The organism is Paenibacillus woosongensis (assembly GCF_009725165.1).
In the GTDB taxonomy this organism is placed as follows: Bacteria; Bacillota; Bacilli; order Paenibacillales; family Paenibacillaceae; genus Fontibacillus; species Fontibacillus woosongensis.
In genome coordinates this window covers 221,664-237,731 of the sequence record NZ_WNZW01000001.1, presented here as the reverse complement: position 1 = coordinate 237,731, position 16,068 = coordinate 221,664, and the positions used below count along the sequence as shown (strand labels likewise).

Below are 16,068 nucleotides of genomic sequence, written 5' to 3'. Positions count from 1 at the left end.
CATTATTTGAATACGAGTGCTAGCGTGAACAGAATAATGAGCCCAGCAACGATAGAAATGGCCCAGATGAGCCCTTTTTTGTTGACTTCCTCTTTCTTTTGCTGGAGCGTCGGCGGTTTGCGTTTGGCAGCCATGACAACAATCATTCCCTTCTAAATTGTTCAAAGAGCTACATATTTATTGTAATAGCTTTCATTTTAAAATGCTATCACCTCTGGGAGACGAAATCGTTACGTTTGCGAGAAGGTTAAACTTTTCTTTTGAGCGAGAAAACGATAAACTAAAAAGTGAGGCATTGTATGGCATAAGTGATGAACGGAGTGAAGATAGACGTGTTGTATCGCAATATTGGCAAGCATTTATTCTTCCGGTTGGATGCTGAGAAGGCTCACCATCTCATGATTGGAGGATTACATAAGGCAGCGAGAGTACCGGGGTTCATACCTCTACTGCACGGAATGTACGGTGTTAAAGAGGTTCCGGAGCTGGCTGTCGATTTATTTGATATTCATTTTCCTACTCCGGTAGGTCTGGCAGCAGGGCTGGATAAAAATGCGGAAGCGGTAGAGGCGTTTTCGGCTGTCGGCTTCGGATTCATGGAGGTCGGGACGGTCACGCCGAAGGCCCAGCCGGGAAATGATCAGCCGAGGCTGTTTCGCCTGAAACCGCAGGAAGCGCTGATCAACCGCATGGGGTTCAACAACCAGGGCACCGATTATATGGCCCGGCAGCTGACAGAACTGCGGAGCAGACGGATTCCGGTCGCTGTCAATATCGGCAAGAACAAGGTCACTCCTAATGAAGAGGCTCATCTTGACTATGAGAAATGCATTGCGGCGCTTTATCCGCATGCGGACTTCTTTGTCGTGAACATCAGTTCGCCGAATACGCCCGACCTGCGCAATTTGCAGCATGGCAGCGAGCTGGCATCTCTGCTGGAGGCCGTGCAAAGCGAGATGGCGAAGCAGGCGGAGAAGCATGGCAAGAAGAAGCATGTTCTCGTGAAAATCGCCCCGGACGTCAGCATGACGGAGCTGGAATTCATGGTGAAGACAATCATGAATAGCGGCGTATCGGGAATTATAGCTACCAATACGACGATATCGCGTGAAGGCATTACGCATCAGCACGCGCAGGAGACCGGCGGTCTCAGCGGAAAGCCGCTGAAGGACAGATCAACGGAGGTTATTTCCCATGTCTATCGACTGACGGAAGGGAAGCTTCCGATCATCGGTTCCGGCGGAATTTTTAACGCTGAGGATGCCTATGAGAAAATTCGTGCCGGCGCCAGTCTGGTAGAAATATATACCGCTCTAATTTATGAAGGTCCCGAGCTGAATCGGGAAGTGCATCGCGGTTTGCTGGACCTGCTGCACCGCGACGGATTTAGCCACATTTCCGAAGCAGTAGGAGCAGATCATCGCTAACCGGGCCACAGAAGACAGGAGGCACAGTGGAATGGATAGTAGAGACTGGGGAGCATTTTTGCTGCCGTACGAGCAAACGGTGGAAGAGTTGAAGGTCAAGTTCAAAACGATGCGCTCCGAGCTCAAGAAGCTGGAGGAATATGCCCCGATTGAATTCGTTACCGGAAGAGTCAAGAAAATATCAAGCATTCTCGATAAAGCCAAGCGACTGAGCGTGCCGATGGATCAACTGGAGCAGGGGATCGAGGATATTGCCGGCATTCGAATCATGTGCCAGTTCGTTGAGGACATTCGCAGAGTAGCCGAGTATATCCGGGCCCGCAAGGATCTCAGAGTAATTTATGAGAAGGATTACATTACGAATTATAAAGAAAGCGGCTATCGCAGCTTCCATATGATTATCGAATATCCGGTTCAGACTGCCTTGGGACTCAAAAACGTGCTGGCTGAAATTCAGATTCGCACGCTAGCCATGAATTTCTGGGCAACGATCGAGCACTCCCTGAATTACAAATACCGGGAGAGCCTGCCCGATGAAATGCGCGGCAGGCTGAAGAAGGCCGCAGAGGCCGCTTTTGTCCTCGATAATGAAATGTCCAGCATCCGCGAGGAGATTCTGCTGGCACAAAAGAGCTTCGAGGATGAATCCAGCATCGTGAACCATTTGTTGACGGCGATTCATCAGCTATATTTTTACCATATGGTTTCAGAGGCCATCGAGGCTCAGCAGCGCTTCAACGAGCTGTGGGAAACCAGAGATATGGAAGGGCTGAAGGAGATGCATACCGAAGTCACGCAAAAGATCAAGGCAGCCAAAAAAGCGTTGGAGTCCGGCGATGACAATGTATGATCCACTGTACGTAGCCTTCCTGATCTATTTCAATCGCGACCAGGATTACTTCGAATGCCATGAAGTGATGGAGGAGCTGTGGCTGAAGCAGGATAAGGACCCGTTATACAAGGGGCTGCTCCAGGTTGCGGTCGGTTTGTACCACTTTCGCAACGGGAATGTAACTGGCGGGAGGAAAATGATGGAGTCCGCTGCACAGAGGCTCACTCCCTATCCGCCGGATTCCCTAGGCATCAATCTTGCCAAGCTGCTCGACGAGACCAGAGCATATGCTGCTCAGTTGGCGGAATATGAGCAATCCCCCTTTTCTTATTATGACTTGACCATCGAAATACAGGATGAGCACTTATCAGAGCTTGTGAAGCAGGCGTCATCGGAGGTAACCCCCAACATTCCGCAGCGCAGAGGGCCTCAGCGAGGCGCCAAGCATGACCTGCGGATACAGAACAAGTCCAAATGAATAATATAGCCCTTTCATGCGAAGTATGGTGGAAGGGCTTTTTGGTATGTGCGGAATGCGATTAATTCGGCTAAGGCTGGACGGGGATGACGGATTGTTTTACAATCTGATGATACTGGTATGTTACAATAGACATATTCTCGGATAAGGATGGATGGTTCAATATATGGCAGTACATGTACCGATGGCTTTTCTGGAAAAGATGCAGCAGCTGCTGGGCAGCGATTACGGCGCTTTTCTATCATCTTATGACAACCCCCGTTATGCCGGTATCCGGGTTAATACGCTTAAAATAAGCGTCGAGTCGTTCTTGCGCCTCTCTCCGTTTGAACTGAAGCCCGTACCTTGGTGCTCCGCAGGATTCTATGTTCAGGAAGGACAGAAGCCGGGAAAGCACCCGTATTATCATGCGGGGCTGTATTATATTCAAGAGCCCAGCGCGATGGCGCCTGTGGAAATGCTTGATGTGTCACCTGGCCAGAGAGTGCTGGATTTATGTGCTGCGCCCGGAGGCAAAACGACGCAAATCGCGGCCAAGCTGCAAGGAGAAGGCGTACTTGTAGCCAACGACATTCACGCAGATCGGACGAAGGCACTGGCCAAAAACGTCGAGCTGTACGGCGTCCGCAATGCCGTGGTGCTGAATGAGTCGCCGGAGCGTATCGCTGAAGCTTTTCCGGCTTACTTCGATAAAATTCTGATCGATGCCCCCTGCTCTGGAGAAGGCATGTTCCGCAAGGACGAGGACATGGCGCGGCAGTGGGAGGTTCATTCGACCTCCAAGTGCACCGTAATGCAGAAGGACATCCTGAAATCCGCTGCGGCCACGCTGGCGCCGGGCGGCAGAATCGTGTATTCAACCTGTACATTTGCTCCTGAAGAGAATGAGGCAATGATCGCCTGGTTCCTGGATCGGCACCCGGATTTTGAGCTTGTTCCGCTGCCGAAGGAACCCGGCTTCTCGCCAGGTCGTCCGGAGTGGCTGTACCGGTTGAATGCGGAAGGCGGTGATGCTGCCTTCTCTTCGGAAGCCGCTAGCCTGACCGCACAGTGCGGCAGGCTGTGGCCGCACCAGGTTGAAGGCGAGGGGCATTTCCTGGCCGTGCTGCAGCACAAGGGCCCGGCAGCAAGCCGGGACAAGTGGGCCGAGGGTCAGGGAGCGCGTGACGGACAGATGTCCGTGAGCGGCAGAGAGCCGCAACAGACAAGCCCCGGCAGTAAGCCGGGCAAAACGAACCGGAGGCCTGCAGGCCATCCTCATACGGGGAAGGCCGCCAAAGGGCGGGAGAGTGCTGGGAAAGTGCCCGGCGAACGGGAGCTTCTGGATTGCTGGCAGCAGTTTGCAAGCGAGCATGTAACCGCGAAGCTCCCCGGACAGCCGTTGTTGTTCGGCGGCCATATCTACCAGTCCCCGCTGTCGAAGGAACAGCTCGCCGGACTAAAGACCGTTCGTCCCGGATGGTATGCTGGCACCGTAAAGAATGGCCGGTTTGCCCCAGGTCATCCGCTTGCGACCGCCTTATCCGCAGGGGAAGCAAACCGGGTATTGAATTTATCCCAGGAGAATGGCGAAGCGGTCAGGTATCTTAAAGGGGAAACCCTGAATGTCCCGGCATCGAGAATCGAATGCCGGGGTATCCAGGGTTTCCCTAAAGGATACGTACTGGTTTGCGTTGACGGCGTATCGCTAGGCTGGGGGAAATGGATAGACGGGATGCTCAAGAACGAATATCCCGCAGGGTGGAGGTGGACATAGCATACGTGGGCAAAGGCAAAAAAACGCAAAGGCTGGATAAAATACTCGGCCATCTTGGTTATGGCTCGAGATCGGATATCAAAAAAATGGTGAAACAGGGGAGAGTTATGCTGAATGGCTCTGTTCCCAAGGATAGCGGGATTCAGGCCGATCCTTACGAGGACAGCATCACCGTGGATGGAAAGGGCATCGATTACCGCGAGTTCGTATATTTGATGCTGAACAAGCCGCAAGACGTCATTTCCGCGACGGAGGACTCCCGGGAGCGGACGGTGCTGGATTTAATTCCGGCGGAGCTGCGTGTGTTCTCTCCCTTTCCAGTGGGACGCCTGGATAAGGATACGGAAGGTTTTCTGCTGCTGACGAATGACGGGCAGCTGGCCCATGATCTGTTATCGCCGCGCAAGCATGTGCCGAAGACGTACGAGGCTCATGTGCTGGGCGAGATCGGGGAGCGGGAAATCGCGCTGTTCCGCGAAGGGGTTACTCTGGATGACGGCTACGTCACCTTGCCGGCTGAGCTGGAGGTGCTTGGGCACGAGCGCCTGGAGGAAGGCGTGATGTCACGCATCCGGCTGACCATTTCCGAAGGCAAGTTTCATCAGGTAAAGCGGATGTTCATGGCCGCCGGATCAAAGGTTATATATTTGAAGCGCATTAGCATGGGACCGCTCACGCTGGATGACTCCCTGGCGCTCGGTTCATACCGCGAGCTGACGGAGGCCGAGGTGGAGCTGCTTAAGACGTACAAGAAATAGTTATAGATAAACAAAGGAGACATGGAGATGAGATACAAACTGATCGCTTTGGACGTAGACGGTACATTGCTGAACGATGATCACGAGCTGACGCCGGGAACGGCGGAGACGATCAAGAAAATTGCGGAACAGGGCACGGAATTCGTTCTCTGCACCGGCCGTGCTCCGGGAAACTCTATACCGTTCATGAAGCAAATGGGTCTGAGTGGTTACGTCATTACGCATAACGGGGCGGCAACGGTTAACATTGAGACTTTGGAAATCGTCCATGAATTCGAAATCAGCCCGCTGACCCTGGCTCCTTATTTGGACTACTGCCGGGATAACGGCGTTCACTTTGACGTGAATACGACATTCGCGCTCTATGTTCAGGGGGCTGCCGGCCTAAGCCAGGAAGCGCTGGATATGTACAAACAGTTCATGATGGTGCCTAAGGAGCTGCCGCGCTGGGCAGACCTGAGCGAGCCCATCGTGAAAGTGACTGTGTCCGGCCATAAGGACGAGTTGGATAAAGTGTACGCCGACTGGAGCAAATGGGATAACTCGGAATTTAATGTTCTGCGCAGCGGCGACTTCTTCATCGACATCACCCACAAGGATTCCTCCAAAGGCGCAGCCTTGCGGAAGCTGGCGGAGAAGCGGGGGATTCCTGCGGAGAACGTCATGGCCGTCGGCAATTACTACAACGACATATCGATGCTAACTTATGCCGGGCTCAGCATCGCGATGGACAACTCGCCGCTAGAGGTTAAAGCGGCCGCTAAAGCGGTTACTGCTTCGAACAACGAGGAGGGCGTGAAGCTGGCGCTTGAGAAATACTGCTTGGAAGAATCAGTGCGTTAATTTTATCAAAACGGCAGTCGGCTGACGACGGTTACGAAAGAAGGGGCTGTCCCAAGTCATCAAAGATGACGGAGGGTCGCCCCTTTTTTTCTTAAGCTAAGTTGTCGCCCTCTAAACCACGCACCAGATCATTTCGGATTCAAGGACTCCATACACCTGCTGTGTGGTACACTAAATGGAATTCATGTATCTAATTATGCTCTAAACGAATGTTACAGGAGATTAGATGGACTTCATGTGCTTAAAATCAAGATTCCAGTCCATAATGGCTATCTCCCTTCTTTTAACGACATGAAATTCATTTAATTCTACCTTTCTTATTTTGTTGAAGAATCTAACTACTATAAATCCATTTAAATTAGTTGACCTATTATAGTGGGTGTAAAGTAAGTAGGCATAGTATTTCTGCAGGCGCTGTTGTTCCTGGGTTTCTTGATGATATAGGTTCAGTCTGGACAATGTACATGCGGAGTTTGGATTACAGTGTTATTTCAGTCGTACAGTGGTATTTCGGTAGTATTAGTGTGGCATTAGCCCACAATTACTAAGAATAGCAGGCAGTAGCAGGCATACGGTTTCCAATTTCCTTCATAAACAAATGTGTAAAAAGGCCGGACGGAAAGCATCGCGTTTTTCCATCCGGCTTATATTTGGAAGACTCCCTATCTGGTTGGAACGAATTTTTGCCATTGACTGGTAAATCATCTGCCGGCTACACGGGCAGCTGCTGGCGCAGCCCTTTAGGCAGATGATTCTTAAGCTGGCCGCCGCTAGCTTTGCCCCAGCCGAGGGGGAAGCTGTCGCCGCCGCATTCCACCCTAACGAGACACCAGCCGCGGTAATCGGCGGGAACCGCCAAAGTGTCTCCGTGCAAATAAGCCGCCAGTTCAGACGAGTCTGGCTTAAGCGTCCAGGTTAGAGCGGCATCCGCAGGGCGGATGGCCATAGCCAGCGCGTGGGCCGGCTGGAAGCGCCCTTTTTTATAGTCGCCCAGTTGGAGGCCGGCACGGGGGATTTTCAACCCGGCAAGGATGTCAGGTGTAAGATGCAATTCTGTGCTGAACGGCAGCAAATACAATGATTCCCCAAATAAAATAGGGATTCCTTCTCCTGCACGATCCCCAAGCCATCCTCCGAAGCCGGGAATCTCGCTTTCCGCCCAGTCGGTGAAAGCCTCAAAGGCGGCCGTTGTATTTCTTTCGCTGTTCTTTCCATTGCTGCGTTTTTTACCGTGCGGTTTGCTCTTGGGACGGGCTTTATCCGGTTCAGCGCGGAATGCTGGAGAGGAAGCCGCTAACGCTCCCGGCTTCTCATCAACCCTGCTCTTGCGCTGCAGCAAGGCGACGTAATGCCCTTCACCTTTGTGCCGATGCGGCCAAATCCGCTTCTCCGCCACCAGCGTCAAATCGGGATAATGCGCCAGCAGCCGGGCAATGGTCTCCTCGTTCTCCTCCCGGTTGAAGGTGCAGGTCGAGTAGGCAAGCTGGCCTCCCGGCTTCAGCATCGCAACGGCATCCTGCAGAATGTCCCATTGCCTTGCCGCGCAAAACTCCACCGATTGCTCCGACCATTCGGCTATCGCGTCCGGGTCCTTGCGGAACATGCCTTCGCCGGAACAAGGCGCATCGAGCATGATCCGGTCAAAGGCGAGCGGGAATCGCGAGGACAGCTCGCCCGGAGCAGCCTGCGTAACGACCGCGTTGCGCACGCCGAAGCGCTCGACGTTCTCCGCTAGTATTTTTGCGCGCTGGGGGTGGATCTCGTTGCTGATCAGCAGGCCTTTGCCGTTCATTTTCATCGCGATCTGCGTTGTTTTGCCTCCCGGCGCCGCGGCCAGATCCAGCACGGTCTCTCCGGGCTGAGGGTTCAGCAGCTCAACAGCAGACATAGCAGACGGTTCTTGAATATAATATAATCCCGCGGCATGGTAAGCATGTTTGCCCGGGCGCTTGTCTTCATCGTAATAAAAGCCATCCTCGCACCAAGGGATGCCCTCCAGTCCGAAGCGCTGTATGATGTCGCGTTCTGCTGGTGATCCGGGCTTAATTTTCAGCGTGTTGATTCGCAGTCCGTACGTTCGCGGCATCGCATAGCTGTTAAGGAACGTTTGCCCTTCTCTCTCCCCGAGCATCGTAATCATGCGTTCACGGAAGGAATCCGGCAATGCTGTCATGGACATATGCTTCTGAAAACTCCTTTTTTCATAGTATAAAAATGTACATCGGAAATTTTACCATAACCCGATTTAATCTCAAAAGGGGAATGGATGTTCCTTCTTTGTTGTGTCATAATTGAAGAGGATTGACTTTTCTTTAGATACCGGAAAGTTTAGATAAGTACGTCTAGGGACGTTTTTCTTAAGCGTTATGATGAGGAACAAATACAGAGAATACAGCATGTAAAGGAGAACAAGTATGAAATTGCTGCAGGCCTTATTTTTCCCTCCAGAGCAGCCTGGGGGCGTATCTTCGATGATTCCCTACCTGCAAGACAAGTTCGAGCCTCCCGAGTGGGAGATAGAGCTGTTCTCCCTGCCGAAGCGGATCCGGGGGAAGGGCACGGATGAAATTAAGTTCGATACTTTTGACTGGCGCCAGTACGGGCACAGCGCAATCGTTCAGAAATATATGCAAACCTATCGCGATTATCTATGGTGGACCAAGCTGCGGCTGCAGCAGTCCTACGATTTGATTCATGCGCATCATCCGATCGCAGGGCTGGCTATGAAGGAGGTCTACCCGGATACGCCCGTCATCCAGAGCATTCACTCGAGTTACGAGCGGGAGCTGATTCTTAATAGAAAAATTAAAGAGGGCGGGCCGGAGCACCGCTTCCTCTGTTCGCTATACAAGGAGCTGGAGCGCCGCGCTGACCGGATGTTTACGGTATCCGAATCTTTTCGCGGATATTTGTCTCCCCATGTGGATCATCCCGAACAAATCGGGGTCATTCGCAACGGCTTCGATAACAAGAGATTCAAGCCCATCCCGCACCATAACGAAGTCGTCCAATTGGTGACGGTCTGCCGGCTCGTGCCTGCGAAAGGGCTGGATGTGCTGCTGCGGGCCTGCGCTGAATTGAAAAAGCGGGGAATCAGCTATGTGCTGCATATTATCGGCGACGGACCGATCCGCGAGGAACTGGAGCAACTGGCTATGGAGCTGGGTATTTACGATGAAACGATTTTTTACGGCTATACCCTCCATCCCGAGGAATTCATGCCGTTTTTCGATATTTTTGTGCTGCCGTCGCGGGCAGAGGCGTTTGGCTCGGTGTTTGCCGAGGCGGCCTTGTGCAATTTGGCGCTGGTGGGCACGAAGATCGGCGGAATTGCCGAGCAAATCGAGGACGGCGTGAACGGCCTGCTCGTCCATCCCGAGGATCATTTGGCTCTCGCCGGGGCTTTGGAGAAACTGATTGCCGACGAGGAATATCGTTCCCGGCTCGCCGGATCCGGGCTGGATAAAGCGAAGAACTGCTATTCGCTGGACAGGGTTGTGCATGAGCTGAAAAATATTTATTTGCAATTCAAGCAATCAAGCGAGTGAGGGCTTATGATTCCATTTCGATTTATTCATGCGGCGGACCTGCATCTGGATAGCCCCTTTGCCGGCATGACCGGCATCCCGGACGTGCTGCGCCGCCATTTGCAAGAGTCCACGTTTGCCGCTTTAGATCATTTGGTCGAGCTAGCGATAACAGAGCAGGCGGATTTCCTCGTCGTGAGCGGGGACGTATACGACGCTTCCGATTCTTCGCTGCGGGCGCAGCTCCGGCTGAGGGAAGCCTGGGACCGGCTTGGACATCATGGCATCCCGGTCTATGTTATTCACGGCAACCATGACCCGCTGAATGCGGGCAGGCTCCGTCTGGCGCATCCCGAGCATGTTACGGTATTTGGGCCTGTGGCGGAGAGTGTCACAGCGAGGCGGCGCAGCGACGGCCAGCCTGTAGCGGTCGTCAGCGGCATATCGTATCCGACCGCTGCTGTGATAGAGAATATGGCATTGCAATTTCGCAGAGACCCTGCGTCCGACCTGTTTCATATCGGGCTGCTGCATGCCAATGTGGACGGGCAGGAGGGTCATGATGCCTATTCTCCTTGCTCGCTTCGCGATCTGCAGCAAAGTGGATACGATTATTGGGCGCTGGGCCATATTCATAAGCGCCAGATTCTGCACGAATCTCCTTGGATTGTCTACCCGGGCAATCTGCAGGGGCGCAGTATGAAGGAGACTGGCCCGAAGGGCTGTTACGTCGTTAACGTCGATGAGCATGGAGGCGCGAAGCTCACGTTCCGGGCGCTCGATCATGTCCGCTGGCTGGAGGCGGAGCTATCTATCGACGGCTTAAGCAGCGAGGAGCAATTGCGGGATCTGGCCGAAGAGCTGCTGGAGGAGCTGAGGGAGCAATCCGAGGGGAAGCTTCAGGTTGCGCGTCTTGTCTTAACCGGCAGGGGGCCGCTGCATAGCCTGCTGCAAACGGGAACCGAGGGCGAGGAGCTGCTCCAGGAATTGCGGCGCAGGGAAAGCCAGCGGCTTCAGGGTGAAGGAATCGGCCTTGACCTTGATCCGGCAGCTTCCGTCGTTTGGCCGGCAGGCTTGAAGATAAGGACGGGGGCAGATGCAGACCTCGCGGAGCTGAAGCAGCAGGACAGCTTTCTTGGCGAACTGCTGCGCATGGCGGATTTGGCTGAGCAGGAGGAAGAACTGCTGGAGCAGATCGTCAGCTCCGCTCTTGCTGCGGTTGCCGAGAATCGCCGGCTTCGCCGGCTCGTACAGGAGCTCGGGGCTGAAGAAAAGGCTGCTCTCGTTCGTCAAGCAGCGGAGATGGCAGTGAGCCTGCTGACCGAACAAGAGGCGAAGGGAGGTGCCCTGCGATGAGGCTGGACAAGCTGCAGGTAAGCGGGTTTGGACATTTGAGCGGCCTGGAGCTGGATTTGCAAGGGCCGGTTACCGTCCTTTACGGACCAAATGAGGCCGGCAAGAGTACATTGCTGGGCTTCGTGCGAGCCATGCTGTTTGGCATACCCTCGCGAACGTATGGGCCCTTGCGGTATGAGCCGACCCGGGGCGGCGCCCATGGCGGTCAGCTGATTCTTTCTGGCGAGGAAGGCGACCGCTGGGTCATTGAGCGTTACGCGCAGCAAGGCGACGGCAGGACGGCGGGCTCGCGGGGCGAGCGGCTGCGGATTACGCGGACCGATTCCGAAGGCAGGCTGTTTGAAGCAGCTCAGGAGGAGATGCATCGCGAACTGCTGGGGGGTCTCTCCAGCGATATGTTCAAGCAGCTGTTTGCCATCTCGCTGACCGAGCTGCAGGAAATAGCCGCGCTTCAGTCGGAAGAGCTGAGCCGCTTCCTGTTCCACGCCGGAATCGGCGGCGGGGCCGCTGTGCTGCGCGGAGAGAAGAAGCTTGGCCAGGAGATGGACAAGCTCTACAGGCCCCGCGGGCGCACGCAGGAGCTGGCTCAGCTGCTGCAGGGGTATGAGCGGCTGGCGCAGGAGGCTGAGGCTGCAAGAAAGCTGCTGCCGCGCTACAATGAGGCGCTCGCCGAGCTGGAGCGGGTCGTGAGCGAGCTGGCCGTCTGCGAGGAGGAGCGCGAGATTTGCAGCCGGGAGCTGGCGAAGCTGAGCAAAGCGTCACTGATCCGCGAGGACTGGCTCGCCCGCGAGAGGCTAAGGGCTGAGCTGCAGGCACTGCCCGAATACGAGGGTTTTCCCGAGGAAGGCTTCTCGCGCTGGAATGCCCTGCAGGAGGAGAAGGAGCGGCTGCTGCTCGATCAAGCCGAGATGAGGCGCAAGATGGAGGCAATGACAGCGGAAATCAGCAAGCTTGCTCCGAACCTGGCACTGCTGGCCAAAGCGGAGGCCGTGCGGGCTCTGCATGGGCAATTGACAGGATATGAGGCGCGCAAGGCAGAAATCGCGGAGCTGCAGGCGGAGATCCGCATGCTGCGCCAGCGTCTTGAGGGCGAATGTCTTCGCAGCATCGATGCGCATTGGACCGAGGCGGAGCTCGCTTCGTTCGCCGGGACGGTTGGCGAGCGGGAAGCCGTCCGTCAATTTGGCGCGCGCTTTGCCGCTTACGAGAAAGAGATGGAGCTCATGTACAGCGAGCAGCATAAGCTGGCGCAGGAGGCTGCGGCAGCGAAGGAGGCCTATTCGGCGGCGATGTCCCGCCTAGAGGAGAGCGCGGAAGCCGGCCGGAGGGAGTTCGCCATGCTCGTGCCGAAGCGCCCCGCCGAAATTCGCCAGGCTTGGAGCGAGTTAAGCCGGGAACTGGAGCGCTGGCATGAAGATGCCTCATCCCGGCTGCGGGAGACGCAGGCCAAGGAAGCCGAGGTTTTGGCCGGGCAGCGGATTCAGGGACTGTACCGCAAGCTGCTGATAGGCAGTGCTGCCTTAACGGTAATAGTGCCCGGGGCGATCTGGCTGTCCTCCCGCTCGGTTTGGGGGCTGATTGCGGCTTTTGGGCTCTTTGCTGGGCTCGATATATATTTATGGCTTGGTATGGGCCAGACAGCTCACACGAACCGCCGCAGCGGAACCCGCCGCTATCCTGGAGAGAATGACTCTTCCCGGGCTGAAGCCAGGCTCCGCACCCTGCTGGACAGGCTTGTCTCCGATCCGCTGACAGCGGCTGGGCGCACGGATGGAGCCGCCGCGCCGCTGCATGCCGAGGAGTGGAATCGGCGGGAGCGGGAGCTGCGTCAGCTGATGGAAAGCTGGCAGCTATGGGAACAGCGGCATGCCGCGCTCGGGGAGGAAATCGCCCTGCTCCGCCAGCGGGCAGCCGCCGGGGTGGAGCGCTGCGAGCATGCAGAACGGGCTCTGTCCAAGCGGGAAGCCGAATTCGGGGAGCTGTCCCAGGAATGGGAGCTGTGGCTGCGTGAGCGCAAACTTTCGGCCGAGCTGTCCCCTGAGGCGGCGCTTGACGTGTTCCGCCTTGCTCAGCAAGGCAGGGAGTGGCAGAACCGGCTTGAGCAGCTGGCGGTAAGGTCGGCCATGTTATCGGCAGCCAATGAGGCCTATGAACATGAAGTGAAGGTGATTGGCAGCAATTTGGACGGGGAGATGGAGGCGCAGGCAGGACTAGGTGTTGCCGACAATGGGGCAGACGCTTCCCTTAACAGTCAGGTGTCTGAACCAGGAGCAGGAGTCTGGCCGGAACTCGCGGATTTGCCTAAGGCTTCGTTAGGGCGGGTCGTCATCGAAGCGATTACTCAGCTCTCCGCCACGGAGAAAATTTACGCCCAGCGCGAGCTGCTTGCCTCCAAGCTCGAGACGTTCAACGAAGAGCTGGAGCGGCTGAATGACCGCCTGGGCCGGATCGAAATTCGAGAGCAGGCGATGCTGAAGGAAGGAAACGCCGCGAGCGGGGAGGACTTTCTGCGCCGCAGTGCGGAGGCTAGCCGCCGCGCGGAGCTGGAGAGGGAAATCCGACAGCTGGAAACGGTCATGTTCTCCGGGCTTGCCGCCGATCAGCAGAGCAGGCTTGAAGCGCTGCTTGGCAGCTGTTCCAAGGAAGAATTGCAGGAACGGCTGCTGGCGGCGGAAGAGGCCGCTGAAGCGAAGGAGAAAACCTGGAGGGAGCTGCAGGAGCGCAGGGGACGGCTTTTGCAGGAGCAGGAAGCGTTAGAGCGGAGAGGCAGGCAGGAGGATATCAGCCAGAAGCTTGCGGATCAGCAAACGGCGCTTCGCGATGCGTTGGACCAATATGCGGTGAGGGCTGTATGCCAGGAGTTGATATCCCGGGCGCGGCGCGTTTATGAAGAGGAGCGTCAGCCTGAGGTACTGCGGCTGGCTTCGGCTTACCTGCGGAAGATGACGAACGGTCGGTATGAGCGAATCGTTCTCAAGATGGGCAGTCAGGAGCTGCAGGCGGAGCATCGCGATCATGGAGCGATTGGCAGCGCAGCGCTAAGCCGGGGGACGGCGGAGCAGCTGTATTTGTCCATGCGTCTGGCGCTTGCCGAAGCGGTCTCGCATCAGCGCAGCATTCCGATTCTGCTGGATGATCTCTTCGTTAATTTCGATGCGGAGCGCCTGCAAGGAGTCATTGCGGTACTTAAGGAAATTGTCTCCAAACGCCAGATGATTATGATGACCTGCCACGCTCACGTCGTTCAAGGCATTCAGGCGCAAATCCCGGAAGTGCAAATCGTGAATTTGAGTTAATTCGGCTTTCGTTTGTAGACGGCAAGCGCGTAGATCCAGAGCAGGGAGAACAAGCCGAATGCCGGGTAAAGAACCGATACAAGCGAGCTGAATCCAAATTGGCTCGTTACATAGCAAATCATAAGCACGGCGATGAAAATGAGGTAGGGGCGAACTTGAAAATGCTGCCTGAGCTGAAGGGTTACGCCGTAAACGTCGGCCACGAAGGTGCTGAATATTTCCATGAAAATCAACAGGATGTAGATGAGCTGGACGGAGCTGCCTAATTGCGCGGCAATGCTGCCCATCGGAACCTCGTACTGGTTGATCCCCGGCATGTGGGCCGATAATGCAAAATGGGCCGCCATCAGCATGAAGCCGATACCCACGCCGCCTAAGATTCCGCCCCAAATGATCGTGCGCCGATCCGAGGTGTGTCCTCCGATTGGAACGAGCACGGCTTGGGCCATAGAGAGGTTGAAGGCGGTATATAACAAGGGAGAGGCCCAGGCCATGAACCAGCCTTTATCGGTAGTCAGGGTGACGAAGCGCATGGCGGTTGGCGAGCTTGCCGTCGAGGCGATAATGGCCAAGGAGAGGATCAGCATCATGGGTACGACGATCGTGTTGAGCTGCATGACGCCTTCGATCCCTTTTCTGAGCAGGATAAAGGTTCCAATCAGGGTAAACCAGAGGCCGATTTGGTAGTTCAGTCCGAGGTACTCCACGAATACGGAGCCCGCTCCGGCCAGCATAACGCTGTTGACACCGATCAGAACGATCATGGTAAAAAAACTAAGCCACCGGCCGAAGCCGTCCCCGAACAGGTGGCGGTTTAAATCTTCATAGGAAGCCGCTTTGATGGATTGGGCCAGCAGCATCATTTTCGCGCCCAGCCATATGAATAATGACGTCGCCAGCAGGATCGTCAGCACTCCCCATTTGCCATATTGGGTAAAGAACTGCAATATTTCGCGGCCGGTGGCGAAACCGGCGCCCACGACGGTACCGACATAAGTGAAGGCGATTTTAAGTGCATTCAAGGCATTTTTCATAGTTTTCCCCCTGGGTGATGTGCTATATATAGTACAAGGTATGTTGCAGGGGAATGGGACATGACTATTCTTGTCCGGCCGCTCCAGCAAATCCGTGCTTGAAGCGAAGAATTGAATGTGTTAATTTGTTACAAACGAGATGACCCGGGAGGAAATAGTATGGAGAAACTAAAACAACGGATTGCCGAGGAAGGCGTTATCGTCTCGGAGCAGGTACTCAAGCTGGACGCACTGCTCAATCACCAGGTTGATCCCCAACTGACGATGGAAATGGGCAAGGAATTCGCCAGACGTTTCAAGGAGGATAATGTTACCCGCATAGTCACGGTCGAATCCTCCGGGATCGCCGTGGCGTTCGCTACCGCCTATGAGCTTGGGGTTCCTCTGGTGTTCGCGCGGCGGAAGAAGACGCTGCTCGCCGAGAACAATATGCTCTGTGAACGGGTTCCTTCGTTTACGAAAGGAATTGTGACGGACATTCTGATCTCGCGTGATTTTATTTCGGAAAATGACCGGATTCTGTTCATTGATGACATCATTGCAAACGGCGATGCCGCACGTGGGCTGATTAAAATTGTACAGCGAGCCGGCGCCGAGCTGGTCGGGGCGGGGATCGTTGTCGAGAAGACGTTCCAGGCCGGCGGCAAAGCGATTCGCGAGCAGGGAATCCGGCTGGAATCGCTCGTGCAGATCGGCTCGCTTGCGGACGGAAAAATCACTTTTGCCGAATAAAAATTGTACCAATTTTGCAACACTCCTTT

At 55.1% G+C, this 16,068-nt stretch carries 13 protein-coding genes; 10 read left to right on the top strand and 3 right to left on the bottom strand.

Going from position 1 to position 16,068, the window contains the following annotated elements; genetic code table 11:
- Positions 1–2: 2 nt before the first annotated feature.
- Positions 3–134 (bottom strand): hypothetical protein, encoded by a 132-nt coding sequence (locus GNP95_RS26360; protein WP_269058915.1) that lies wholly within the window; start codon positions 132–134, stop codon positions 3–5.
- A gap of 198 nt (positions 135–332) precedes the next feature.
- Here GNP95_RS26360 and GNP95_RS01165 point away from each other — a divergent pair, with 198 nt between their 5' ends.
- The 6 genes from GNP95_RS01165 (at position 333) to GNP95_RS01140 (ending at position 6,094) form a co-directional block, all read left to right on the top strand.
- Complete coding sequence (locus GNP95_RS01165; protein WP_330163278.1) at positions 333–1,427, top strand: quinone-dependent dihydroorotate dehydrogenase; 1,095 nt, start codon at positions 333–335, stop codon at positions 1,425–1,427.
- Between the two features lie 31 nt (positions 1,428–1,458).
- Positions 1,459–2,277 carry a GTP pyrophosphokinase gene (locus GNP95_RS01160; RefSeq protein WP_155609098.1) on the top strand — a complete coding sequence of 273 codons (819 nt, stop codon included), beginning with the start codon at positions 1,459–1,461 and terminating at the stop codon, positions 2,275–2,277.
- Positions 2,264–2,737 carry a DUF309 domain-containing protein gene (locus tag GNP95_RS01155; protein WP_155609097.1) on the top strand — a complete coding sequence of 158 codons (474 nt, stop codon included), beginning with the start codon at positions 2,264–2,266 and terminating at the stop codon, positions 2,735–2,737. The genes GNP95_RS01160 and GNP95_RS01155 overlap by 14 nt, the downstream gene beginning before the upstream one ends.
- A gap of 166 nt (positions 2,738–2,903) precedes the next feature.
- Complete coding sequence (locus GNP95_RS01150; RefSeq protein WP_155609096.1) at positions 2,904–4,493, top strand: RsmB/NOP family class I SAM-dependent RNA methyltransferase; 1,590 nt, start codon at positions 2,904–2,906, stop codon at positions 4,491–4,493.
- A 5-nt stretch (positions 4,494–4,498) separates the two neighbouring features.
- Positions 4,499–5,251 carry a pseudouridine synthase gene (locus GNP95_RS01145; RefSeq protein WP_330163209.1) on the top strand — a complete coding sequence of 251 codons (753 nt, stop codon included), beginning with the start codon at positions 4,499–4,501 and terminating at the stop codon, positions 5,249–5,251.
- 27 nt (positions 5,252–5,278) lie between these two features.
- Complete coding sequence (locus GNP95_RS01140; RefSeq protein ID WP_155609094.1) at positions 5,279–6,094, top strand: Cof-type HAD-IIB family hydrolase; 816 nt, start codon at positions 5,279–5,281, stop codon at positions 6,092–6,094.
- Between the two features lie 712 nt (positions 6,095–6,806).
- Here GNP95_RS01140 and GNP95_RS01135 read toward each other — a convergent pair.
- Positions 6,807–8,273: an RsmB/NOP family class I SAM-dependent RNA methyltransferase gene (locus tag GNP95_RS01135; RefSeq protein WP_155609093.1), complete on the bottom strand. Its 1,467-nt coding sequence runs from the start codon at positions 8,271–8,273 to the stop codon at positions 6,807–6,809.
- 235 nt (positions 8,274–8,508) lie between these two features.
- On the opposite strand from GNP95_RS01135, the gene GNP95_RS01130 reads away from it, so the two are divergent.
- The 3 genes from GNP95_RS01130 to GNP95_RS01120 are packed head-to-tail and all read left to right on the top strand — an operon-like array spanning position 8,509 to position 14,273.
- On the top strand, positions 8,509–9,642 hold the full coding sequence (locus tag GNP95_RS01130) for a glycosyltransferase family 4 protein (RefSeq protein WP_155609092.1): 1,134 nt from the start codon (positions 8,509–8,511) through the stop codon (positions 9,640–9,642).
- 6 nt (positions 9,643–9,648) lie between these two features.
- Positions 9,649–10,977 (top strand): metallophosphoesterase family protein, encoded by a 1,329-nt coding sequence (locus GNP95_RS01125; protein ID WP_155609091.1) that lies wholly within the window; start codon positions 9,649–9,651, stop codon positions 10,975–10,977.
- A complete protein-coding gene (locus GNP95_RS01120; protein WP_155609090.1) occupies positions 10,974–14,273 on the top strand; it encodes an AAA family ATPase in 3,300 nt (1,099 codons plus the stop codon). The genes GNP95_RS01125 and GNP95_RS01120 overlap by 4 nt, the downstream gene beginning before the upstream one ends.
- On the opposite strand, the gene GNP95_RS01115 is transcribed toward GNP95_RS01120, so the two are convergent.
- Positions 14,270–15,307 carry a YkvI family membrane protein gene (locus tag GNP95_RS01115; protein WP_155609089.1) on the bottom strand — a complete coding sequence of 346 codons (1,038 nt, stop codon included), beginning with the start codon at positions 15,305–15,307 and terminating at the stop codon, positions 14,270–14,272. The two genes, GNP95_RS01120 and GNP95_RS01115, sit on opposite strands and share 4 nt — an antisense overlap.
- A gap of 159 nt (positions 15,308–15,466) precedes the next feature.
- On the opposite strand from GNP95_RS01115, the gene GNP95_RS01110 reads away from it, so the two are divergent.
- Positions 15,467–16,039: a xanthine phosphoribosyltransferase gene (locus GNP95_RS01110; protein WP_155609088.1), complete on the top strand. Its 573-nt coding sequence runs from the start codon at positions 15,467–15,469 to the stop codon at positions 16,037–16,039.
- The last annotated feature ends 29 nt before the right edge of the window (positions 16,040–16,068 follow it).